Here is a 23,390-nt window from a genome sequence, read left to right as displayed (position 1 = left end):
GATGAAAATACCTATGTTAATCCTACGTGGTGCACCTGCACTTTCAGATTTCAAAGTCCAAAAGATCCTTAAAACCTGCGCTGCAGCTCAATTACCAGTTATCAATGTTTATGCCGAGTTTATGCATTTTGCTGATTTAACGGCTGAGCTTTCAGAGGCTGAGTTAACTAAGCTAAACAGCCTGTTAAAGTATGGACCGACTATTACGGAGCACACGCCAGAGGGCAAACTGATCTTGGTAACACCAAGGATCGGAACTATCTCTCCTTGGGCTTCTAAAGCGACAGATATTGCAAACAACTGTGGTCTTACGCAAGTACACCGTGTTGAGCGTGGTATTGCTTATTATGTTGAGGGTGAACTTACACAAGCTCAGTTCGAAGAAGTTGCACAGTTACTTCATGACCGCATGACCGAATCTGTTCATGCAGAGCTTGATGATGCTGCTAAATTATTCCGCACGGAAACGCCTCGCCCGATGTCTTCAGTGGATATTCTTGGCGGCGGCCGTGAAGCACTTGCGGTTGCGAACGTTGAGCAGGGCTTTGCACTAGCTGATGACGAAATTGACTACTTAGTCGAAAGCTTTGAAAAGCTAGGTCGTAACCCTAATGACATCGAACTGTTCATGTTCGCTCAAGCAAACTCTGAGCACTGTCGTCACAAAATTTTCAACGCTGATTGGACTATCGATGGTGTAGAGCAGCCTAAGTCGCTGTTTAAAATGATTAAGAACACCTACGAAACCAATAGCGACAATGTATTGTCGGCTTATAAGGATAACGCGGCAGTAATGACTGGCTCTAAAGCGGGTCGTTTCTTCCCAAATACTGACGGCGAATACGCTTACCACGAGGAAGATATCCACATTCTGATGAAAGTGGAAACGCACAACCACCCAACGGCGATTGCTCCATTTTCTGGCGCATCAACAGGTTCAGGTGGCGAAATCCGCGATGAAGGTGCAACCGGTCGTGGTTCTAAGCCAAAAGCAGGTTTAGTTGGCTTCACGGTTTCTAACCTTCGTATTCCAGGTTTTGAGCAACCTTGGGAAACTAACTTTGGTAAACCAGGACGCATTGTTAATGCATTAGACATCATGCTTGATGGACCACTTGGTGGTGCTGCATTTAACAACGAGTTTGGTCGTCCAAACCTATTGGGTTACTTCCGTACTTACGAAGAAAAAGTAGAAAGCCATAATGGCGCTGAAGTACGTGGTTACCACAAGCCAATCATGATCGCAGGTGGTTTAGGTAATATCCGTGAAGATCACGTGCAAAAAGGCTCGATCCCTGTAGGTGCTAAGCTAATCGCACTTGGTGGTCCTGCAATGAACATCGGTCTTGGCGGTGGTGCAGCTTCATCAATGGCATCTGGCCAATCAAACGAAGATTTAGACTTTGCTTCTGTTCAGCGTGAAAACCCTGAAATGGAACGTCGTTGTCAGGAAGTGATCGATAAATGTTGGCAGCTTGGTGATGATAACCCAATCGCGTTTATTCATGATGTGGGCGCGGGTGGTTTATCAAATGCATTTCCTGAGCTTGTCGACGACGGCGGCCGTGGTGGTAAATTCCAGCTGCGTAACATCCCGAACGATGAACCAGGTATGGCACCACACGAAATCTGGTGTAACGAGTCGCAAGAGCGCTATGTATTGGCTGTTGCAGCGGAAGACTTTGCTCGCTTTGAAGCAATTTGTAAGCGTGAGCGCGCACAATATGCGGTAATCGGTGAAGCGACGGAAGAGCGTCATCTAACAGTAGCTGATAGCCACTTTGATAATAATCCTGTGGACCTGCCACTAGACGTATTACTTGGCAAGCCACCTAAAATGCATCGTGACGTTGAGTCAAAGCGTGTAGTGGGTACAGCATTAGATACAGCTGGTATTGAACTTGAAGATGCAGCTAAGCGTTTACTTCGCCTACCTACGATTGCTGAGAAAACATTCCTTATCACGATTGGTGACAGAACCGTAACGGGTCTGGTTGCACGTGACCAAATGGTTGGCCCTTGGCAGGTACCAGTCGCTAACTGCGCGGTAACTGCGGCAACTTACGATACTTACCACGGTGAAGCGATGTCGATGGGTGAGCGCACCCCTGCGGCACTACTTAACTATGGAGCATCAGCGCGTCTAGCAGTAGCAGAAGCGTTAACCAATATCGCTGGTGCTAATATCGGTAGCCTAAACAACATTAAGCTTTCTGCAAACTGGATGGCGGCTGCGGGTCACCCAGGCGAAGATGCGGGTCTGTACGAAGCGGTTAAAGCGGTTGGTGAAGAGTTATGTCCTGCATTAGGCCTTACAATCCCAGTTGGTAAAGACTCAATGTCGATGAAGACAAAGTGGGATGAAAATGGCGAAGAAAAGTCAGTGACTGCGCCATTATCGCTTATCATCACTGCATTTGGTCGTGTTGAGGATATTCGCAAAACAGTCACGCCTGAGCTTCGTACTGATAAGGGTGAAACCAGCCTATTCCTACTTGACTTAGGTGCTGGTCAAAACCGTCTTGGCGCGTCAAGCTTAGCGCAAGTGTACAAGCAACTTGGCGACAAGACACCTGACGTTGACAGCCCTGAGCTGTTAAAAGGCTTCTACAATGCGGTACAAACATTAGTTGAGTCTGGCAAGCTTATCGCTTACCACGACCGCTCTGACGGTGGTCTATTCACCACTGCCGCGGAAATGGCGTTTGCAGGCCATACAGGTGTGAGCATTGAATTAGATGCGCTGCAAGGTACAGACTTAGAAGTGCTATTCAATGAAGAGCTTGGCGCAGTATTGCAAGTTCGCAATGATGATATCGCTGCGGTTGAAGCGGTATTTGCCGAGCACGGTATTGCTGATATTGCACATCGCATCGGTACGCTAAACGGTGAAGACAAGGTTATCTTTACTCGTGGCGGTCAGGCAGTACTTGAAAATACTCGCACTGAGCTTCGCACTATCTGGGCTGAGACAACTTACCAGATGCAAGCACTTCGTGATAACCCAGATTGTGCAAAGCAAGAGTTTGACGCTAAGTTCGATGACAAAGATCCGGGCCTTAACGTTAAACTAAGCTTTGATCTAAACGAAGATATCGCAGCGCCTTACATTGCAAAAGGGGTAAAGCCTCAAGTTGCCATCTTGCGTGAACAAGGCGTTAACTCACATATCGAAATGGCGGCTGCATTTAATCGTGCTGGTTTTGCGGCAATCGACGTACACATGAGCGATATCCTTGAAGGTCGCTTAACACTAGAGCAATTCAAAGGCCTAGTGGCATGTGGTGGCTTCTCATACGGTGACGTATTAGGTGCTGGTGAAGGCTGGGCTAAATCAATCCTATTCCATGACTCAGCACGTGAGCAATTCCAAGGCTTCTTCCAACGCCAAGATACTTTCAGCTTAGGTGTTTGTAATGGTTGTCAGATGCTTTCTACATTAAAAGAGCTGATCCCAGGCACGGAAAACTGGCCACGTTTTGTCACCAACAAGTCAGAGCGTTTTGAAGCGCGTTTCAGCTTAGTTGAAGTACAGCAAAGCCCGTCAATCTTCTTTGATGGTATGGCTGGCTCTCGCATGCCAATCGCGGTATCACATGGTGAAGGTCATGCTGAGTTTGCAAGCGAAGCGGCGGTACAAACGGCACTGAATTCAGGTTCAGTTGCTGTGAAGTTTGTTGATAACTACGGTGATCCAACCACTCAGTATCCAGCTAACCCGAATGGCTCACCTGCTGGTATTACAGGCATGACGTCAACAGACGGTCGTGCAACTGTGATGATGCCGCACCCTGAGCGTGTATTCAGAGCAGTTGCAAACTCTTGGCACCCAGATGAGTGGCAAGAAGATAGCCCTTGGATGCGTATGTTCCGCAATGCGCGTAAGCTAGTAGGCTAACATATTTGAAAAAGGTCACTTCGGTGACCTTTTTTATTCATGGCTCGATAATTATCTATCGGGTACACTGAAAGGGAAATAGCAATCATATTTTAGGGATACGAATGAAAAAATGGCTTTGGAGCTTAGCGTTGATACTCAGTGTTTTAGTGGGTGTTTACCTTGCCAGAGTTCCTTTGTCGCTCTGGGCCATTAAACATTTTATACCAGTTAATGAACTTCAGGTCAGTTGTCTTGACTGGCGCTTGTCGGGCTTCAATCGTATCCATATTACAAAAGTATGTGTGCAGACAGATGCGTTTAATGCCCAGCTTTATGATGCGCAACTAAGCATGCGCCAAGTCAATATTGAAAAAGCGAACATTCAACTTCTTCCGTCCAAAAATTCAGATGCAACTCAGCCACAGCGCCTTACATTGCCACTCGACATCACCAGACCCAAAATGCATGTTGCCAAGCTCTCTATATCTGGTGAGCCATTACCAAAGCCATTAGTCGTGTCGATTTCGGAGTCCGAGCTGAATCAATTTGTAGTTTCAGGTGACATCGCTGCTGAAGTTACATTGCAGCCAGAGCGTATTGCTGCAAATGTTGACCTTAGTGGCGAGTACCTCAGCGCTTTGTTACCTCCTCAGATCCAAGCACTTTCAGGAACTAGCCAGCTTGAATTCGATAGTCTGGCTATAGACGCAGAGCTAGAACTTGAAACTCTAGTGGCGCTTGAACAGGCTGAGTGTAAAGGTACCTTTGCGTATATAGGTGCTGTGTCTGGGCGGTATGATTTTGCCACGCAGCAGGGGAAGATAGCACTTGCCGAACCGATTTCAGCGAAATCAATGCTTGATTGTCTTACTTCTGAATATAGCAAACTGTTACCGACCACTTGGCAGCTTCGTTTACCGAGTGAAATCACTATTTCTGCGGATTCAATCGCGACAGGTTTACTTGAAGTGGCAGGTAAAGATAAACCGTTACAGCTTGAAGTTAATGAGTTAGCAGTCGACTTAACTGAGCTTTTCGTCAATGGTGGTATTCGCCTTGAATTTTCCGATGAAAAGTGGGGCGCGCATACACTGGTGGGAGCGCTTAGTGCGCGGCCAAATTTTGTTAATATGAGTGGGGAAATCACAAGTGACCTTCAAAAGCTTACACTGCAAGATGTTATTGCTGAGAATCTCGAGCTCAATAGCCGCTTCAAAATATTGGGTGATCCAACCAAGCTAATTACAGTTGAGGCTCAGCCGAGCATATTCTCAACCCAGTTATCGACATCAGATTTGGTGATTGATAATCCATCTCTGACGTTTGACTTACATGCGCAGCTAGATGTGCCAAAACTCAAAAGTGGACATCTACTACACAGAGTCTTACCTGAAGGAATGAGTTTTGCGATAACGCTTGATTCAAAACTGCAAAACCTGAGTGTTGAGAATGTAACAGCAAAACAGAGTGCGTTGAGCGGGCGAGTTGTGCTTGAGCCTACACATGATTTTGATATCAACCTCACCTTAACCAGTGCACAGATACAACAGCAGAGTTATAAACTGAATGAGTTTGCACAGACACTGCACTGGCAAGGCTCAGTCGCGACCGGAGAAATCTTTTCAACCTTGTCGGGCAATACTAAGGTAGCAGAAGTTAACTTAGCTGATCTCAGTTTGAAAAACGTGAGCATTGACAGCAAAGGGCAGCAAAGCCGCGGATTGATGGCGTCACATGTGGTTAATATTGATGGTGTAAAGGCGTTGCTTGAGCATCAATATTCAAGCTTAAAACATCCAGCACAAATACACGTGCCCACGCAGCAGCTCACTCAACTTCAGCCATATATTGACGCATTTTTACCGAACTTAAAAATTACCCATGGTAACTTCTATGCAGTACTCGAAGGGGATTTATCCACGCGCATATTTACCTTAGACGGGAGCGTTCAAAACGGCTCTGCGTTATTTAATGAACGGCTTATTCAAAATGCAGCGATTGATGTCTTTGGTCTAATAAGTTCAGCTAATATTCAACTCAAGCCAACCACACTGAGTGTTGAAGAGTTGAGAGCTGGTGTTATCGTTCAAGCAATAACAGGCCAACTATTCAGCGAAGCAGGCGTGGCTAAACTAAAAGATATTAACGCACAGGTTTTTGCCGGTAACGTGGGGATTGATGAAGTTAGTTTGGTCTCAACGCCGCAGGTCGTTCAGGTATCGCTAGATAAACTGAGTTTAGATCTTATTGCCGCCTCTGGGCATGATGCAGGCGTTGAGCTCAGAGGGCTGATCTCAGGCAAGTTACCAGTACAAGTATCTTCATCTGGGGTGCGTATTGATTCTGGTCATATCCATAATGTTGGTGAAGGGCTATTAAAGGTTGAAAACAATGCATCAGTTAATGCGCTAAAAGAGCAGCAACCTAGCTTACAAACGGTGATTGGTGTACTTGACGAGTTGACCATTGAGCAATTGAGTAGTGGCGTAAATTTAAGTGAAGACGGCTGGTTGGACTTAGATGTTAAAATTACAGGAATTAACAAACTCCAACAACAACCAGTAAACTTTAACTATACACACTCAGAAAATGTGTTTACCTTATTACGAGCCCTACGCTTGAGCGACGAGATTACGCGCGAAGTGGAAAATGCGTTAAATAAAGAGGAGCGTTAGTGAATGAAATGGATGCTAGTGATATCAGCTTTATTGGTATTGAGTGCTTGTACTCATAAGGTGCAAGTAGAAACCAAAGAGCCTATTACGATCAACTTAAATGTAAAAGTAGATCATGAGATCCGCGTGAAAGTGGATAAAGAACTCGACAATTTATTCAGCGAAGACAGCGAGCTATTCTAAGGAGGATTTATGAAGCTAAAAGCAATCTCTACCCTAATTATTGGGCTCAGTATGAGCTTCGCCGCATTCGCAATTTCCATTGACGATGCTAAATCACAGGGTTTAGTTGGCGAAACTACATCGGGCTATCTTGGCGTGGTTAAAAATGGCCAAGGTGTACAGCAGCTAGTTGATGAAGTGAATGAAAAGCGCAAACAGAAATACCAGCAATTAGCGAAAAAGAACGGTATCACGCTTGAGCAAGTAGAGGCTTTAGCGGCTAAAAAAGCGTATAACAAAACGCAATCAGGTCATTATATTCAAGTCAATGGCAGCTGGGTGAAAAAGTAGTAATTCAAAACCTTACAAGAAAAGGCTGGCTAAACCAGCCTTTTGACTATTTAACCGTAGCTTAGGTTATTTAACCTTGTGGCATTGCTGCAGCAAATGCTGCCAAAACGCTTCCCCTTTACGTCTTGCGAGGCGGATATTATTTTCTGGGATCTGTTCAGGGTCGATATAGTCTTCTAATGCTTGGGCCATACTTTCTTCGCGGATCAAGTGGAGTGTTGGGTAGGGCGCGCGGTTAGTATAGTTTGCTGCGTCATGCTCATCGCTATCAGCAAACACATAATCTGGATGAAAAGTGGCAATTTGATAAGTGCCTTCAAACCCTTGCGCTACTAATAAAGCGTTTGCTAGGTCGACGAGATCCAAAAAGTCATCAAAATTACTAAAACCCTTATCAAATATAACTAGTGTTGTTTCTCGCTCTGGCTCATGGTTTAACTCTGAGCACTGCTCTAACATATCCATTACGGCATCGTCGTGGCTTATCGCTTGAGACACGAAATAATGAATGCTGTTACTTTCAACTTCCTGTCGAGCAAACGGGCAAAAGTTGTATTTTACAATGACTTGGCTAACCCAGTTTTGCATTGTAGAGATGACTGTATTCATGAATTATTCCAAGCTCTTATTGATTAGTGTCATGGTTTTAGAAATAGCCCCGGTATTTTCAACTAGTACCGATTGAGCGTTAGCACCGATTTGCGTTCGAAGCGATTTATCTTCAAATAGCGTAATAATTTGAGCGGCAAGCTTGTCCTCATCATCGACTACGATGGCACCTTGTTGCGCGATAAGTTGAGGGTATATATGCGCAAAATTATAGGTATGTGGGCCGGTTAATATTGGCACACCATGAGCCGCCGCTTCTAGTGGGTTATGACCGCCGCGCTCAATCAAGCTACCACCAATATAGGCGATATCAGCACCACCAAATAGCCACTTTAATTCCCCTAAAGTATCCGCTAACAAGACCGAAGCTTCTGCGTCTATACCGTTACTACTCTTTCTGGTAAAAGCGATCTCTTGTTCACTGAGGTAGTCAGCAACCGCTTGAAACTGCTCGGGATGGCGAGGCGCGATAATAAGTAACGCATTACTTATCTGCTCTAATACTCGTTGATGAGCAGCAATGACTTGCTCATGCTCCTTAGGATGCGTAGATCCTGCAAGCCAAATTAACCGCTCGGGGTAATTTTCTTGAAACTGTCTTGCCTTTGCAATTTCTTCTTCGGTGATTGAGATATCAAACTTGATTGAGCCAGTAATGTGAAGCTTAGATTGAACAAGCCCGAGCTTGATGAAACGCTTGCCGTCCTCTTCATTATGGGCTGCAAGCAGATCTATGTTGCTCATCAAGCCTTTCGTTAACCAAGCATGCTTTTTATAACCTTGGTATGATTTTTCAGAGAGTCTGGCATTGACTACCAAGGTTTTACATTGGTTTTGTTTGGCGTAATAAAAAAGATTGGGCCACAGTTCAGTTTCCATCACAATAAGGAGTTTGGGCTTCAGGGTAGTGAAAAATGTTCTGACCGCAAAAGCAAAATCTATAGGTAAATAACAGACATGTACCTGAACCTGAGCGCGAAAAGCTTTTGTTATCTCTTCTCTACCTGTTGGGGTGTTACAGGTGACAATGATTGATGTGTTGTCATAAGCATTCAATATCGACTTGATAAGCGGGCTTGCTGCAAGTACTTCGCCAACAGAAGCGCAATGGATCACAATGCTATGTTGTGGCAGCTTACTTATACCCTGGCCAAAGCGCTCATTAAAATGCACACGATAACCTTGGTTTTTTCTACCTCGAATAAAATAGAGGTAGCTCAATAACAAAGGGGCTAACACTAGCAACAGCAGGGAATATAAATGACGCGCCATAGAAATTGCTTCAGCTTAAAACCTAGTATTTTACCTTGTTCTTGTCTGAATTAGAATGAACGACACAATTTTACACAGTTCAACAGATGCCTAGGGGCTTCTGGTTTGATAGTATCTAACGCATTATTAGTAATGGAATGACAAAAATGAATTTAGCTCGAGTGCTAGCTTGCTGTAGTTTATTGGCTTCGAATCTCGCTTTTGCAAGCCCAACAGCCTATTTACCCATTGGGCAAGATCCGCTGTTGGAATATCAAATCGATAAAATGTTTGCGTTGACCGTTGGTACGCCTATGGCAAAGCCTTACCGTATCAGTGAAATCAAGATGCATTTGATGAAGCTTAGGCATATTGACGCCACATTACAACAGAGTATTAGTCAGGGAATTGCACCTTACTTACAAGATGACGCACTAACGCAAAGATCTGTCACATTGCGTGTTGATAGTGGTGAGGAAAAACAAATCGCCAACGACAGAGGTAATTATAGTGGTGAATATGCCGAATTGGGATTCGCTGGAGTATGGCGAGGCGGTGACTCGAGTATTCTACAAATAGGTGCTGAGTATCGAGTAGAAGCAGACAAGCTGGTGGCGTATAACACTTTTTACGGGCTATCTTATGGCAATTTACAGCTTAACCTAGGTTATAAAGAACATTGGTTCTCGCCATTTAAGCATTCGGCTCAGGTCTACTCTAATAACGCTAAAAACCGGCCTTCTATTTCATTGGGGTTAGTTGTTCCACTTAAAAACTGGTGGAATTTTGATGTTGAATTGTTTTATTCAGAGTTAGATAAAGTCGAAAAGGGAATTCGTTTTCAAAATACATTGCATGATGGTACACCGAAAATTGCTGGTACACACTTTAGTATTGAACCAATCGATGGTTGGAAAATTGGTCTAAATCGAGTACTACAATTTGGTGGAGGCCCAAGGAAGGTGGATTTTGAGGACTTTATTAAGGCCTATATAGATCCTGCTGGCAATGACAATAAAATCGGCGACCTGACTCAAGATGATGAACTTGGCGACCAATGGGCAACGATCACCACGAGTTTCACTACAAATTACGGTACCAGAGCACAATGGTATCTAGAGTATGGTGGGGAAGATACTAATAACCATAAGAACTATTTGTTTGGTAATACAGCGACTAGCGTAGGCATTTTCCTACCGAATGTAAGTTCAACCACCTCATTACGCTATGAATTTACCGACATGGAAAGTCTTTGGTACGTCAATGAAATTTATCAAACTAAAGGCAATACGATTGATGGGTTTGGTGTGGGACACTTTGCTGCCAACCATCGCCAGTTCGATGATGGTGCACCGACGCAGATCCATGTACTAGAAGGTACTTATCAAGCAGATTACCGTTCTTTGTGGCGAGCTAAGCTGTCGGTTATTGATAACGAAAGTAAATACTTCAACGAATTAAATGAGCTTGGTGCTGAATATGAAACTGGTTATGAATTTGAGCTGGCGCATATTGGTGAAGCTTATAGCAAGCAAGTAGAAACTAAATTAACCTTGGGTAAAGATGTCTTCGGTGAGAATTACACTTGGTTATCAGTCCATGTATACTGGTAGGTATCACGCGGGACAAGCATAGAATAGTTTAGGAACAAATATGTCATTGAATGAACAAGTAGCACAAAGCTACTTCGCAAGCTTACAGCGCCATGTTGATGTTTTTGAAACAATGGCAAACTATCACCAAGAATGTGTTGAGCTACTTGAAGCATGCCAAAGTACATTAGCAGCAGGTGGTAAGGTCATTTGGTTTGGTAATGGTGGCAGCGCGGCAGATGCGCAGCACCTAGCTGCAGAATTTGTGGTGCGTTACAAATTAGAGCGTGGTCCTTTGGCTTCGATTGCACTGACTACCGACACCTCAATTTTGACCGCGCACAGCAATGACTATCACTTTGACTCCGTATTTGAACGTCAAGTTCAGGCACTTTGTAAACCGGAAGATATGGTGATTGGTTTAACCACATCAGGTACGAGCCCTAATATCAATTTGGCACTTCAAGCCGCAAATGAAATTGGCGCGTTTACCGTGGCATTGACTGGCAGAACTGGTGGCAAAGTTAAGGATATTGCTAAATTACCGATTATTATCGCAAACGACGAGACAGCGCGTATTCAAGAAGCGCATATGTTTATTGGTCACTGGCTATGCGAAGCGGTCGATATGCTCGTTGCGGCGGAGCAAGAGGCATGAAGTTAGCGGCGCTTCAACAGCTAAATCAAGCCAAGGTATTGGTGGTTGGCGATGTGATGTTGGATAGATACTGGCATGGAGATACCGGGCGCATTTCTCCTGAGGCTCCAGTACCTGTGGTGAAAGTCAGCGCGTTGGAAGACAAAGCTGGTGGTGCGGCGAACGTTGCCAAAAACATCGCTCACCTAGATGGTAAAGTGGGTTTGCTTGGACTTATCGGCGAAGATGACAATGGCAAAACGCTTGAGGCTATTCTTACCAAAGAAAATATTGAATCTAGCCTAGTTAACGTCGTTGAGCTGCCGACTATCGCAAAAATGCGTGTGATCAGCCGTCATCAGCAAGTGGTTAGACTCGATTTAGAAGAGCCCTTTCAGTTATCTCACAGTCAACTCCTACTTGAGCGTCTGAAGCAAGAAGTTGATAAGTATGACTTTGTGTTGTTTAGCGACTACAACAAAGGCGCTTTGTGCGCCATTTCAGACATGATTGCGGTGGCTAAAGCTGCTGGTAAAACGGTACTTATCGACCCTAAAAATAGTGACTTGAGCCTCTATCAAGGTGCTGATTTTATCACGCCTAACTTAAACGAATTTAAACTCGCTGGTGGAGACACAAGTAGCGAAGAGGCACTTACCTCTAGTGCGCGCGAACTCCTGAAAACGTCAGGGATAGGCGCTATGTTGCTGACGCGCTCTGAGCAAGGCATGTCTTTGATAACCAATACTGAAAAGTTTGATTTCCCAGCTCAAGTACAGGAAGTAAGTGATGTTACGGGAGCTGGCGATACCGTGATCGCCACACTGACGACGATGTTAGGCGCTGGAATGTCTGCTAAAGACGCGGTGGAAGTAGCAAATATTGCCGCAGGCATTGCCGTGAGTAAGTTAGGTGCTGCAACGGTGTCACCGGAAGAGTTGAGTCGCAAACTGGGTCAATACCTTAGAGAAACGGGCGAGCACTACCAAACGCCATTTGAAGAAGTGCTTAAGCATATTACTTTTGCCAAGCAAAATGGCGAAACCATTGTGTTTACCAACGGCTGCTTTGATATTCTCCATGCAGGCCATGTTCGTTATTTAGCGCAAGCTAAAGCGATGGGAGATAGACTCGTCGTTGGGTTAAATAATGATGAATCAATCTCGCGTCTTAAAGGGCCTGAACGTCCAATCAATCCATTGAAAGAGCGGGCAATGGTGTTATCTGCACTCGCTTCTGTGGATTGGGTTATTCCGTTTGGCAGTATTGAAGAAAATGATACACCAGCTAAGCTGATAGAAATGGTCAGCCCTGACATTTTGGTCAAAGGTGGTGACTATAAAGTGGAAGAGATTGCAGGTGCAGAGCATGTGCTTAATCAAGGTGGAAAAGTCGAGGTGTTAGCATTTTTGGATGGCTGCTCGACTTCCAATGTGATTAAAAAGGCACAGCTACAAAAAAGTTAACGTGCGCTGTGATAGGCTTGCATCAATACTTGCCATTGATTTTCATCAAAATAAAAGGTCGGCCATTTGCCGGCCTCTTTTTTAAATGAACGTTGCAAACGCTCCATGTTTGCGTGCTGCCAACTTGAGTTTGGCTGCATGATTTTGCCCTTATCAAAATCAATTAGAAATACTTTGCCGTTGGCATCAAACAAAATATTGTTGATGTTCAAATCATCGTGATAGGCACCTGCTTGGTGAAACTGAGCAATGGTGTGGCCGATACTTTCCAGTTCATTTGTACTAAGCGTTCTTGCTTGCAAAATTTCGCAAACACTGGTGGCATCAGACACCGCTTCGGTCAAAATATCTGCACGATAAATACCAAAATGAAGCGATATTCTTGCGCCAAGTGGTGTTGGGACTGGTAAACCTTGTAGTTGTAGTTGCTCTAGCAAAGCAAACTCTTGATATACGCGAGTATTTTCTAGTTTGGTAAAAATATATTGATCACTCAACAGCTTGCCGATTAAGCCACCACGATAATAGTGCTTGAGTACCGCTATGCCTTGATTAAACCGCACGAACCACGCCGTTGCTCGGCCTTCTTTCGAGCCGACAATCGCATTATTTTTCTGCCAATATTCAGGGTCAAACATTTCTTCTGAAACATCATAATCTAGGGTTGAAGGCGTTAGTAAATAGCTATGCGGCTGTTTGGTGATTTGCACAATATAGGATTCTTAAGAGTCAATTGTGGCATTCTAACGATTTTTCATCCTCAGTGAAACTTGCAAACTTGTTTGATTAATTTAAGATCAAGCGCTTGTTACTTTCCATGAGAACTATTGTTTTGAGCAAATCCTTGACCTCTATTTGTATTTTGCGACTTTCTGCGATTGGCGACGTGTGCCATGCAGTGAGTGCTGTACAGGCGATCCAACGCGCACATCCGCAAGCGAAAATAACGTGGGTGATAGGTAAAGTGGAAGCCATGTTACTGGCTGACCTACCCGGTGTTGAGCTCGTCGTATTTGACAAAAAGCAGGGTAAAGCCGCGCTCAAGGCGTTAAAGGCAAAGTTCAAAGGGCAAAAGTTTGACGTATTACTACATATGCAGGTTGCGTTAAGAGCCAACCTTGTTGCGCGAGTTATTCCTGCAAAGCAAAAAATAGGCTTTGATAAAGGGCGCTCAAAAGAGTTACACAGCTTGTTTATTAATAAGCGGATCGCACCTCAAAAGTCGCCACATGTGCTCGAAGGTTTCCAAAACTTTGCCCGTGCAATTGGTGCTGAGTGCGGTGAGCCAACATGGCAGATGCCAGTGACGGCAGCTCATCGAGCTGCGGCAAAATCGCTATTACCTGAAGGCAAGGTTTTTGTGATATCGCCTGCGGCAAGTAAAGCCGAGCGCAATTGGCTTCCTGAGCGTTATGCTAGGGTTGCAGATCATGCTGCTGCATTGGGGTTTCATGTGGTGATAACGGGTGGCCCAACGGAGCTTGAGCAAAGCTTAGCAGCCGAAATTCAAAAACACAGTCAAGCTGAGTTATTAAACTTAGTGGGAAAAACTGATTTGAAAACCCTACTTTGTGTGTTGGATCAAGCCGAATTGGTGCTAGCACCTGATACTGGGCCTGCTCATATGGCTGTGACAGTTGGAACGCCGGTGATCGGTTTGTATGCTCACTCCAACCCAACTCGCACAGGGCCATATCTGTATCAAGACTATGTAGTTGAGGTTTATCATCAAAACCTCATTGCGCAAAAGGGTAAAACTGCTGAGCAATTACCCTGGGGAACACGGGTAAAAGGTAGCGAACTCATGTCTCAAATTTCTGTTGATGCAGTAATTACGATGTTTGAGCGAGTAATAAAAGAGCAGGAGATCGTGACCAATGCATAAGGCAGTATTTTTAGACAGAGACGGCGTTGTTAATAAAGATCACGCCTATGTTCATAAAATCGCGGATTTTGAGTTTATCGATGGGGTATTCAGTGCCTGCCAAGCATTTAGCAAAGCCGGTTATAAAATTGTGGTCGTGACGAATCAGTCGGGCATTGGCCGAGGTTACTACGATGAAGCACAATTTCACGCGTTAAGCGAGTGGATGTGCGCGCAGTTTAAGGCGCATGGTGTTGACATCGCTGGTGTTTATTTTTGTCCTCACCACCCTGAAAAGGCACAAGGCCCATATAAAGTAGAGTGTGACTGTCGTAAACCAGAACCCGGGATGCTGCTGCAAGCGATAGCCGAGCATGACTTGGATCCTGCGCAAAGTATTATGATTGGTGATAAAGTCTCAGACATCAAGGCTGCCCGCGCTGCTGGCGTAAAAACAGCCATTTTAGTTGAGTCTGGGCAGAGTTTTAGTCAAGAGCAACAACAGCTCGCGGACAAAGTATGTGCTTCGTTGGCGGAGGTACCAGCCGCACTATGTTTGTCTGAGTAAAATAAAGTTTGCTGCCAGTTGTCGCAAATCGTGCATTTATTGTGTGAACCTTTTAAAATAAAGATATCTTTTAATGTACCAGGTATGATTGAATTGGTACGTTCCAATTAACTTGAGCTAATTAGCACAAGCGTTAACTTCTGATAGTGAGAATGACAACCGCCTATGGCGATACGTAGCTTACTATCACCGTGCAAAAAATGGAGACTCCCAGATGAGAGCATCGGCCTTCTACAGCCAGCTTCAGCAACAAATTGAAGAAGTAAAAGCTGAAGGATTATATAAAAAAGAGCGTATTATCACTTCTCAGCAGCAAGCTGAAATTGCAGTATCGACTGGCGAAAGTGTAATTAACTTCTGTGCAAATAACTATCTAGGTTTGGCGAATCACCCAGAGCTAATTAAAGCGGCGCAAGGCGGCCTTGATGATCATGGTTTTGGTGTTGCATCGGTGCGTTTTATCTGCGGTACGCAAGATATTCATAAAACGCTTGAAGCAAAGATCAGTGAATTTCTAGAAACAGAAGATACTATCCTTTACTCTTCATGCTTTGATGCCAATGCTGGTTTATTCGAAACTATCTTAGGCCCTGAAGATGCAATTATCTCGGACTCATTAAATCACGCTTCTATCATTGATGGTGTGCGTTTATGTAAAGCTAAGCGTTTCCGCTACGCTAACAACGATATGGCTGATCTTGAGCAGCAGTTAATAGCCGCTGATGAAGCTGGTGTGAAAACCAAGCTTATCGCCACCGATGGCGTATTCTCAATGGATGGCGTTATTTGTAACTTAAAAGCGGTTTGTGACTTAGCGGACAAGTATGACGCATTAGTGATGGTTGATGATTCACACGCGGTGGGTTTTGTCGGTGAAAATGGCCGCGGAACACCGGAATACTGTGGTGTATTAGACCGAGTGGATATCATTACAGGAACGCTTGGTAAAGCACTTGGCGGTGCATCGGGCGGTTACACCTCTGGTAAGAAAGAAATCGTAGAGTGGTTACGTCAGCGTTCACGTCCTTATTTATTCTCAAACTCGCTAGCGCCTTCAATTGTTACAGCTTCAATCAAGGTACTAGACATGATGAAAGAAGGCGATGCCCTACGTGCTAAACTATGGGATAACGCAGCTTACTTCCGTACTAAGATGGAAGCTGTTGGCTTTACTTGTGCGGGTAAAGATCACGCGATTATTCCGGTTATGTTAGGCGATGCCAAAGTGGCCTCAGAAATGGCTGACAGACTGCTAGCTGAAGGGATCTATGTGATCGGTTTCTCTTATCCTGTCGTGCCAAAAGGTCAAGCTAGGATCAGAACACAAATTTCAGCTGCGCATACGACTGAGCAGCTAGACAAAGCAATCGAAGCCTTTACCCGTATTGGTAAAGACCTAGGCGTCATTTAATTTTGCCACCGGCTTAAGCCGGTGCAGCTAACGAGCGAATACTATGAAAGCATTATCCAAGTTGAAAGCTGAAGAAGGAATTTGGATGGCGGATGTGCCAAAACCGGAAGTAGGGCACAACGATCTATTGATCAAAATCCGTAAAACAGCAATTTGTGGTACCGACGTACACATCTACAAATGGGATGAGTGGGCACAAAACACGATCCCAACTCCAATGGTTGTGGGACACGAATACGTAGGTGAAGTGGTCGATATGGGCCAAGAGGTACGTGGCTTTAGCATTGGCGACAGAGTATCTGGTGAAGGTCATATCACATGTGGTCATTGTCGTAATTGTCGTGCTGGTCGTGTTCACCTATGTCGTAACACCATTGGGGTAGGCGTTAACCGCGAAGGTTCATTTGCAGAATACTTGGTTATTCCTGCTTATAATGCGTTTAAGATCCCTGACAATATTTCTGACGAACTCGCTTCTATCTTCGACCCATTCGGTAATGCAGTGCACACCGCATTGTCGTTTGACTTAGTTGGTGAAGATGTCCTCATTACAGGTGCGGGTCCAATTGGTATTATGGCTGCGGCAGTGGCGAAGCACGTCGGTGCGCGTCATGTGGTGATCACAGATGTAAACGAATATCGCCTTGAACTTGCCACTAAAATGGGTGCTACGCGAGCAGTAAATGTTGCCAACGAAAGCCTCGAAACGGTTATGAAAGATCTTGGTATGACAGAAGGGTTCGATGTTGGGCTTGAAATGTCAGGTGTTCCTTCTGCATTTAAGGGCATGTTAAACAGCATGAACCATGGTGGTAAGATTGCAATGCTGGGCATTCCTCCTTCTGACATGGCGGTGGATTGGAACCAAGTGATCTTCAAGGGTCTAGTGATCAAGGGGATTTACGGCCGTGAAATGTTTGAAACTTGGTACAAAATGGCAAGTTTGATCCAGTCAGGCTTAAACCTTGACCCAATCATTACACATCAGTTCCATGTTGATGACTTCCAGACTGGCTTTGATACGATGATTTCAGGGCAATCAGGTAAAGTGATTCTGAATTGGGATTAATGCTCAACTTTGCTTAGTGCATGAATGAGTAGTTATAATAGAAAGACGGCTAGGTCGATAAGGCTTAAGCCGTCTTTTATTTTTTAGTTTTAAATGGGTAACACATGTCTTTTAAACATATTTCAGTAGCAGACACACAAGCGCTTTTAGGCAATGATGATGTAGTGGTAGCAGACATCCGCGATGAAAATACTTTTGCACAAGGGCATATCCCAGGCGCTGAGCATTTATCTAACGCTAATCTTGCGCATTTTATGCAGGAAAAAGAGTTTGACCAACCTATTGTTGTGGTGTGTTATCACGGGATCTCCTCACAAGGCGCTGCTAACTACCTAGTTGAGCAAGGCTTTGAAGATGTTTACAGTATGGATGGCGGTTTTACGCAGTGGGCGAGTGAATTGCCAAACGAGATTGAAAAGTGAAGTTAATAGCCCATTATCACAATGCACGACTAGCACAAGGTGCGGTCGATTATTTTAAGACGCAAGGGGTTTATTGTGTTTTGCAAAGTCACGATGGGCAACAAGTTGAAGTTTGGCTAGAGCGTGGTGATGAAGCGCTTGCTATGCGTCTTTGGCAAACGTTTTTGGAGCAACCTGAGGCTGAACTATATCAAGCGGCTTCTTGGCAAACCGGAAGTACACAGGGGTTATTTAGCTACCAAGGCCAAAACTTAAACTTAGTAAAGCGCTTTTTGGGATTGAACTGGTTATTACAGGGCGTTTTTGGTGTCAGTATTATTATTTTTGTCGCCATGTTATTTGGTGACGCTAATGGCATCTTTTCTGCGCTACGTTTCTCCCTAGATAAACCTTGGACTTGGATAGCGCCTACACTGATACATTTTAGCGCCATACATTTGATTTTTAATTTAAGCTGGTGGTTACACCTTGGCGCGCAAATTTCAGAGAAACTAGGGCTCTGGGCGTTAGTTTGCATCTACTTTGTAACCGGCTTAACCAGTAATTTTATGCAGTACCTATTTGTTGACGCTAATTTTGGTGGACTAAGTGGCGTGGTCTACGGACTACTAGGCTTTTGCTGGGTAATTGGTCATCGAAATCCTGCCGGAGCCGCTTTGGTCTCTAAGCCTGTTATTGGTTTTATGCTGCTTTGGATGCTGTTTGGATTTACGGATATGTTTTTCATCAACATGGCTAACTGGGCACATTTGTTCGGACTGCTATCAGGTATGTTGGTTGCGGTATTTTGGCCTATCAACAGGCAACTCAAAGAGAATAGCTAGTTACTTCGAACTCGGAATCTAGCGCTTCCGAGTTCTTGTATGAGTTGATTCGGTTAGTGATATAAATATTTGGTAAAAAGCACATCTCGAACAATTTCCTGCCCAGTTTCTTCTTTTAGCAATGTCTTTAGCTTTTCAGCACAGCGCTTTCTGATTTCTTCTCTGCCAGTTAATGACTTAATGGTTTCTTCGTTTTCTTTACTCAGGATCTGTACAATTGCATCTCTTAGTAAAGGCGTATGGTGCTCAACCACGGCAATATTCGCAACGTCATTCAGCATTAGGTCAACGGTGACTCGGACATAGCCAAGCTTTTTATTAGATTGGCCTATGTAGTTCGTGATGATATCTGGCTCAAACCCGAAATACCCAATAGTTGAATCCGCTTTTACAGGGGAAGCCGCGGTTAATGCAATGCACAAAGTGAGTACAACAGCCAACAGTCTCATGTTTTATCAGGTATCCTAATGCAAGTTACTTTTTACTTAGTTTATACATAATTACGTTGATTTTACAGTTGGCTTCAGCACAAACATAAACTTTTTAGAAAGCCTCTGCTCTGCTATTATGACCGCGGATTTTTAAAACGGAAATAGAACGTTGCCTTTGCAATTACCCTTAGAGCTCCCCTGGCTGAAGAGCACACAGTTGGTGGATGTTGAGCCAGCACTTTCTTCTTATTTACTAGAGACCCAATCTCTAACCGCAAAATTGAAAGAAACTTGTGATAAATTTTCTGTGACTGTGCTTGCTAATGAGTTCAGGAGCGCTCCAGATGCGTTACGTACAGATCTTTCTGAACAGGTTTGGTGCCGAGAAGTAACGCTAAATTGTAACGGTAAAGCAGCTGTATTTGGACAAAGTTGGCTCAATGAGGACGCATGTACTGTCGGAATGGATGCAATTGGTGAGACGCCGTTAGGTGAGTTACTGTTTACTGATTCAAATTGGCAGCGCGGAACCCTTGAGTATCTTCGTTTAGCTACTTCAGACTATCCAGCGCTGATTGAGCTTATTGCACCCACCACTGGCGTCGTCCCAGAGCGTTTATTTGCCAGAAGAAGCTGGTTTAAAAACGGTAAAGCAAAGATTTTAGTTTGTGAAGTCTTTATATCGGAAAGCTTTTATGATTGAACACCAGAAATGGCAGGCTTACAGCCAACTTATGCGATTAGATAAGCCAATCGGAACTTTACTATTATTGTGGCCAACACTTTGGTCACTGTGGTTTGCAGCTGAAGGTATTCCAAGTATCTGGCTTATTGTTACTTTTGCACTTGGTGTATTTCTAATGCGAAGTGCGGGCTGTGTTATCAACGATTTCGCCGATCGCAAGGTTGATGGGGCTGTAAAGCGTACGGCGACAAGACCGCTTGCAAGGGGGGCCGTGACGAGTAAAGAAGCGCTAGGACTATTTTCTATTTTGGTAACGCTAGCTTTTATTCTGGTGCTTTTTTTAAACTGGCAGACTATTGCATTATCGTTTGGTGCACTTGTGTTGGCTTCTGTCTATCCTTTCATGAAGCGTTATACAAACTTACCTCAAATCGTACTTGGGGCTGCTTTTAGCTGGGCGATACCGATGGCCTTTATGGCAGTAAATCAGAATGTGCCAGTACTTGCTTGGGTGTTGTTTGCTGCGAATTTAATTTGGACGGTCGCTTATGACACCATGTACGCCATGGTAGATAGGGATGATGATTTGAAGATTGGGGTAAAGTCTACTGCGATTTTATTCGGAAAATGGGATCTCCACATTATTGCGTTGCTCAACATCACATTTATCGCGATGATGGCGGCAGTTGGTGTAACGTTTGATTTAAACCTCGCTTTTTGGTGTGGCTTACTCGCAGCCTCTGTGCTGCTTGTTAAGCAACAATATGCCATACGCAAAAGAGATAGAGACAGATGTTTTTGGGCTTTTTTAAACAATAATTATGTTGGCTTGGCGATTTTTGTAGGGGTCATGTTGGGGTTTTTACCGCTCTAAAGCCGGTTATTAAAAACGGGCAAGTAATACAGATTATTTGCCCGTTTTTTTGCAACTAATAAGTTACTGTTTTTTTGCTAGATGAAGATGCTGCATCTTCGATTAGCTCAAGCAAGTGATTTATATGTGCATTTGAACCAATTTGATGATTGGTTTGTACAATCAATTGCTCTCTATCCAATGCCTTATTGGTTTTTAAGAAAACTAAGTTAGGATCTTGTGCGATGGTTTTGGAATGCTCAATGCTAGCAATTGCGAAACTGTTGCTATTCTTTAAGCCATCAATTACTTGCTCAATATTACCAATTTTAACGCTGGTTGATTTGTTTAGCGAATCAACGGCTTCATTAAGCATACCTTGAACTTGCTTTGATTGGGAAAAGCACCCATACATAGGATATTGCGTTAATTCAGCTTTTCTAATGCTGTCTTGGTTTGCTAGAGGGTGGTTTCTAGAAACAAACAAAACTAGCTGATCGGGTAGGTGAATATCGCTCACTATGCTATTTGCGCTTTGTAAATATACGCTAATATCAATTTCACCAAGTTGCAGCTTGCGAGTAAGCTCCAACTCATCTTGTAACTGCATCTCGATTTTTACATTAGGATACTGAGCTAAAAACTGACCGCAAGAAACTGGCACAATGCTACTTGCTTGTGTTGTATAACCAATAATTAACTTCTGGTTATCGCGACCAAACAAACTTTGCTTGATGGTTTTCTTGGTTAGGTCGAGTTCTGATAGCGTCGTTTTACAATACTTTAAGAACAGTTCACCTTGCTCAGTTAATTTTACTGAACGCGTTGAACGTTTAACGAGTTCACAACCTATTTCATCTTCAAGGGTTTGGATGCTTCGGGTAAGCGCTGAAGTACTGATCTGGGTTTGTTCTGCGGCTTGTCTAAAATGTCTTAAATTACCTAATGCTACGAACTGCTCGAGTTGTTCAAATCTCATGTGAAATTCCTTTTAATTTCAACTAAAACACATTTACTACGTCTTTTCCCAATAGTAATACACAAAACGAGAAAAAGAAAGTGAAGTTTTTACATTCTGATTACAAAGTTAGTCAGGATACCTGTCACGTATCTCAATAAATTGTTCCAGATTATTTAGAAAAAGGTCAACTAATTTGGGGTCAAATTGTTTTCCTCTTTCTTTATTGAGTAATTCAATTATCTTTTCCAGCGGCCAAGCGGGCTTATAACAACGCTCGCTGCCCAGTGCATCAAAGACATCCGCCAGTGCTGTGATCCTCCCGACAATGTTTATTTGCTCAGCTTTCAAGCCGTTTGGATACCCAGAGCCATCCCACTTTTCGTGATGTTGATGCGCAATTAATGCACCACATTGCAGAATCTCATTTGTTGAATTTTTTAAGATTTCAAACCCTTGCTGTGCGTGAGTTTGCATAATTATCCATTCTTCATCAGTGAGTTTTCCGGGTTTATTCAGGATTTGATCTGGAATACTGATTTTGCCAATATCATGGAGCGGAGAGGCGAGTTTGATGATTTCTGCATGGTAGTGAGAAAGTCCATAAAGCTGGGCTAAAAGCATACTATAATGTGCCACGCGTTTTACGTGGGAGCCTGTTTCTTTCGAGCGTTTTTCGACGGCTTCACCCAAAATATAAGAAAGCTCTTTTTGAGAGTCTTTGACGGTTTCACGCAACTTTAAGTTGTCGTAGGCTAGCGCTATATTGTTTGCAAAAAATTCAAGTAGCTGGAAATCCATGCTATGAAGATCGCTATCCTTACTCACATAAATCATCGTTTCACTGCCTTCTCGGGAAGGGAAGTAGCCGATATATTCATTGCGGGTCTTCATCGATGATTTTTTGTTGTGCGTTTCTATAAATAAATTTTGTACATTCTCTGGCAAAGTTACATTACTTGGCTCTACGCCTGCACCAGAGGCTGCTAGTAACTTAAATTTTGTGGGCTCATTAGCTTGATGATTTACTGCTGCTGCACAGTATATTTCCGAATCTGATAATCCCATTACAGCGGATACATGGGATAATATAGTTGATGCAAAATCCTGAATATTGCTACACTTTAAAAAATTCGAAGATGCATCAATAATGCGTTCGAGTCCCATTTTGTGCTTTTCGATGGTTTGAATATCCCGGTGAGCGCGTAAAGCAGAATAGAGCAGCGTTTTTAACTTGACGGCAGTGAGCTCGGTTTTGTTCTTATAGTCATTAATATCGTAATCGCGAATAACCGATTCTTCCGGTGCTTCACCTGGCTGCCCTGTGCGCAGCACAAGGCGAATATCAAAGTTTTCTAAGTCATCACGGATATATCGCACTAAATCAAGCCCTGCATGATTACTTTCCATCACGACATCAATAAGGCCTACAGAAATATTCTGCTCCGTGTCCAAGATGACTTTTGCTTCTTGTGCTGAGTAGGCATGATGAAATCTCAATGCTTTATTCTCAAACTTAAAGCCGGACAACACCAGCTTAGTCACTTGGTGAATGTCTTCTTCATCGTCTACAACCAGAATATCCCAGTAGGTATCGGCCATTTGATTTATTGGGCTTTCTAGCACTTCATCTGAGAACAAAAATCCGCTCACAGATTGCTCCTCTTTTTATGCTGACTCAA

General features: G+C 43.7%; 21 protein-coding genes. 15 read left to right on the top strand and 6 right to left on the bottom strand.

Annotated features, from left to right (window positions below; genetic code table 11):
* Positions 1–13 precede the first annotated feature (13 nt).
* The 4 genes from purL (at position 14) to QSH61_RS15345 (ending at position 7,068) form a co-directional block, all read left to right on the top strand.
* Complete coding sequence (purL, locus tag QSH61_RS15360) at positions 14–3,898, top strand: phosphoribosylformylglycinamidine synthase (RefSeq protein WP_206472113.1); 3,885 nt, start codon at positions 14–16, stop codon at positions 3,896–3,898.
* A 104-nt stretch (positions 3,899–4,002) separates the two neighbouring features.
* On the top strand, positions 4,003–6,555 hold the full coding sequence (locus QSH61_RS15355; RefSeq protein ID WP_206472114.1) for an intermembrane phospholipid transport protein YdbH family protein: 2,553 nt from the start codon (positions 4,003–4,005) through the stop codon (positions 6,553–6,555).
* 3 nt (positions 6,556–6,558) lie between these two features.
* Entirely contained in the window at positions 6,559–6,738 is a 180-nt protein-coding gene (locus tag QSH61_RS15350; protein ID WP_010374602.1) for a YnbE family lipoprotein, read from the top strand.
* A gap of 9 nt (positions 6,739–6,747) precedes the next feature.
* A complete protein-coding gene (locus QSH61_RS15345; RefSeq protein ID WP_010607614.1) occupies positions 6,748–7,068 on the top strand; it encodes a YdbL family probable chaperone protein in 321 nt (106 codons plus the stop codon).
* 66 nt (positions 7,069–7,134) lie between these two features.
* Here the strand turns inward: QSH61_RS15345 and QSH61_RS15340 are convergent, their stop codons facing one another.
* Both QSH61_RS15340 and waaA read right to left on the bottom strand, forming a co-directional pair.
* Positions 7,135–7,677, bottom strand: a complete 543-nt coding sequence (locus tag QSH61_RS15340; protein WP_174169742.1) for a DUF1415 domain-containing protein — start codon at positions 7,675–7,677, stop codon at positions 7,135–7,137.
* 3 nt (positions 7,678–7,680) lie between these two features.
* Positions 7,681–8,949, bottom strand: a complete 1,269-nt coding sequence (waaA, locus tag QSH61_RS15335) for a lipid IV(A) 3-deoxy-D-manno-octulosonic acid transferase (protein ID WP_010607616.1) — start codon at positions 8,947–8,949, stop codon at positions 7,681–7,683.
* A 146-nt stretch (positions 8,950–9,095) separates the two neighbouring features.
* Here waaA and QSH61_RS15330 point away from each other — a divergent pair, with 146 nt between their 5' ends.
* The 3 genes from QSH61_RS15330 to hldE are packed head-to-tail and all read left to right on the top strand — an operon-like array spanning position 9,096 to position 12,623.
* Positions 9,096–10,541 (top strand): capsule assembly Wzi family protein, encoded by a 1,446-nt coding sequence (locus QSH61_RS15330; protein WP_010607617.1) that lies wholly within the window; start codon positions 9,096–9,098, stop codon positions 10,539–10,541.
* 40 nt (positions 10,542–10,581) lie between these two features.
* The gene (locus QSH61_RS15325; RefSeq protein ID WP_010374612.1) at positions 10,582–11,178 is read left to right on the top strand and encodes an SIS domain-containing protein; all 597 of its coding nucleotides are present in this window, start codon (positions 10,582–10,584) and stop codon (positions 11,176–11,178) included.
* On the top strand, positions 11,175–12,623 hold the full coding sequence (gene hldE / locus QSH61_RS15320; protein ID WP_010607618.1) for a bifunctional D-glycero-beta-D-manno-heptose-7-phosphate kinase/D-glycero-beta-D-manno-heptose 1-phosphate adenylyltransferase HldE: 1,449 nt from the start codon (positions 11,175–11,177) through the stop codon (positions 12,621–12,623). The genes QSH61_RS15325 and hldE overlap by 4 nt, the downstream gene beginning before the upstream one ends.
* Here the strand turns inward: hldE and QSH61_RS15315 are convergent.
* Complete coding sequence (locus QSH61_RS15315; protein ID WP_010607619.1) at positions 12,620–13,333, bottom strand: 3-deoxy-D-manno-octulosonic acid kinase; 714 nt, start codon at positions 13,331–13,333, stop codon at positions 12,620–12,622. The genes hldE and QSH61_RS15315 overlap by 4 nt on opposite strands.
* Before the next feature lie 107 nt (positions 13,334–13,440).
* Between QSH61_RS15315 and QSH61_RS15310 the strand changes: the two genes are divergently transcribed.
* From QSH61_RS15310 to glpG, 6 genes are all read left to right on the top strand, one after another.
* Positions 13,441–14,508, top strand: coding sequence for a glycosyltransferase family 9 protein (locus QSH61_RS15310; protein WP_174169747.1), 1,068 nt, complete (start codon positions 13,441–13,443; stop codon positions 14,506–14,508).
* Positions 14,501–15,055: a D-glycero-beta-D-manno-heptose 1,7-bisphosphate 7-phosphatase gene (gene gmhB / locus QSH61_RS15305; protein ID WP_206472115.1), complete on the top strand. Its 555-nt coding sequence runs from the start codon at positions 14,501–14,503 to the stop codon at positions 15,053–15,055. The genes QSH61_RS15310 and gmhB overlap by 8 nt, the downstream gene beginning before the upstream one ends.
* A gap of 214 nt (positions 15,056–15,269) precedes the next feature.
* Positions 15,270–16,466, top strand: coding sequence for a glycine C-acetyltransferase (locus QSH61_RS15300; protein ID WP_010374617.1), 1,197 nt, complete (start codon positions 15,270–15,272; stop codon positions 16,464–16,466).
* 43 nt (positions 16,467–16,509) lie between these two features.
* Positions 16,510–17,535, top strand: coding sequence for an L-threonine 3-dehydrogenase (tdh, locus tag QSH61_RS15295; protein WP_010607622.1), 1,026 nt, complete (start codon positions 16,510–16,512; stop codon positions 17,533–17,535).
* Between the two features lie 104 nt (positions 17,536–17,639).
* Entirely contained in the window at positions 17,640–17,957 is a 318-nt protein-coding gene (glpE, locus tag QSH61_RS15290; RefSeq protein ID WP_010374619.1) for a thiosulfate sulfurtransferase GlpE, read from the top strand.
* Positions 17,954–18,781 carry a rhomboid family intramembrane serine protease GlpG gene (gene glpG / locus QSH61_RS15285; protein ID WP_010607623.1) on the top strand — a complete coding sequence of 276 codons (828 nt, stop codon included), beginning with the start codon at positions 17,954–17,956 and terminating at the stop codon, positions 18,779–18,781. Before glpE ends, glpG begins: the two co-directional genes overlap by 4 nt.
* A gap of 53 nt (positions 18,782–18,834) precedes the next feature.
* On the opposite strand, the gene QSH61_RS15280 is transcribed toward glpG, so the two are convergent.
* Entirely contained in the window at positions 18,835–19,230 is a 396-nt protein-coding gene (locus tag QSH61_RS15280) for a flagellar basal body-associated protein FliL (protein WP_010607624.1), read from the bottom strand.
* 157 nt (positions 19,231–19,387) lie between these two features.
* On the opposite strand from QSH61_RS15280, the gene QSH61_RS15275 reads away from it, so the two are divergent.
* Together QSH61_RS15275 and ubiA are read left to right on the top strand one after the other, a co-directional pair.
* Entirely contained in the window at positions 19,388–19,915 is a 528-nt protein-coding gene (locus QSH61_RS15275) for a chorismate--pyruvate lyase family protein (RefSeq protein ID WP_227386861.1), read from the top strand.
* The gene (gene ubiA, locus QSH61_RS15270) at positions 19,908–20,771 is read left to right on the top strand and encodes a 4-hydroxybenzoate octaprenyltransferase (protein WP_206472117.1); all 864 of its coding nucleotides are present in this window, start codon (positions 19,908–19,910) and stop codon (positions 20,769–20,771) included. The genes QSH61_RS15275 and ubiA overlap by 8 nt, the downstream gene beginning before the upstream one ends.
* 55 nt (positions 20,772–20,826) lie before the next feature.
* On the opposite strand, the gene QSH61_RS15265 is transcribed toward ubiA, so the two are convergent.
* Together QSH61_RS15265 and QSH61_RS15260 are read right to left on the bottom strand one after the other, a co-directional pair.
* Entirely contained in the window at positions 20,827–21,729 is a 903-nt protein-coding gene (locus QSH61_RS15265) for a LysR family transcriptional regulator (protein ID WP_010607627.1), read from the bottom strand.
* Between the two features lie 108 nt (positions 21,730–21,837).
* Positions 21,838–23,361 (bottom strand): DUF3369 domain-containing protein, encoded by a 1,524-nt coding sequence (locus tag QSH61_RS15260; RefSeq protein ID WP_010607628.1) that lies wholly within the window; start codon positions 23,359–23,361, stop codon positions 21,838–21,840.
* Between the last annotated feature and the right edge of the window lie 29 nt (positions 23,362–23,390).

It is taken from the genome of Pseudoalteromonas sp. JC3 (assembly GCF_030291895.1).
Lineage (GTDB): Bacteria > Pseudomonadota > Gammaproteobacteria > Enterobacterales > Alteromonadaceae > Pseudoalteromonas.
The sequence above is the reverse complement of the archived record's forward strand: the minus strand, read 5'-3'. Positions and strand labels throughout refer to the sequence as shown.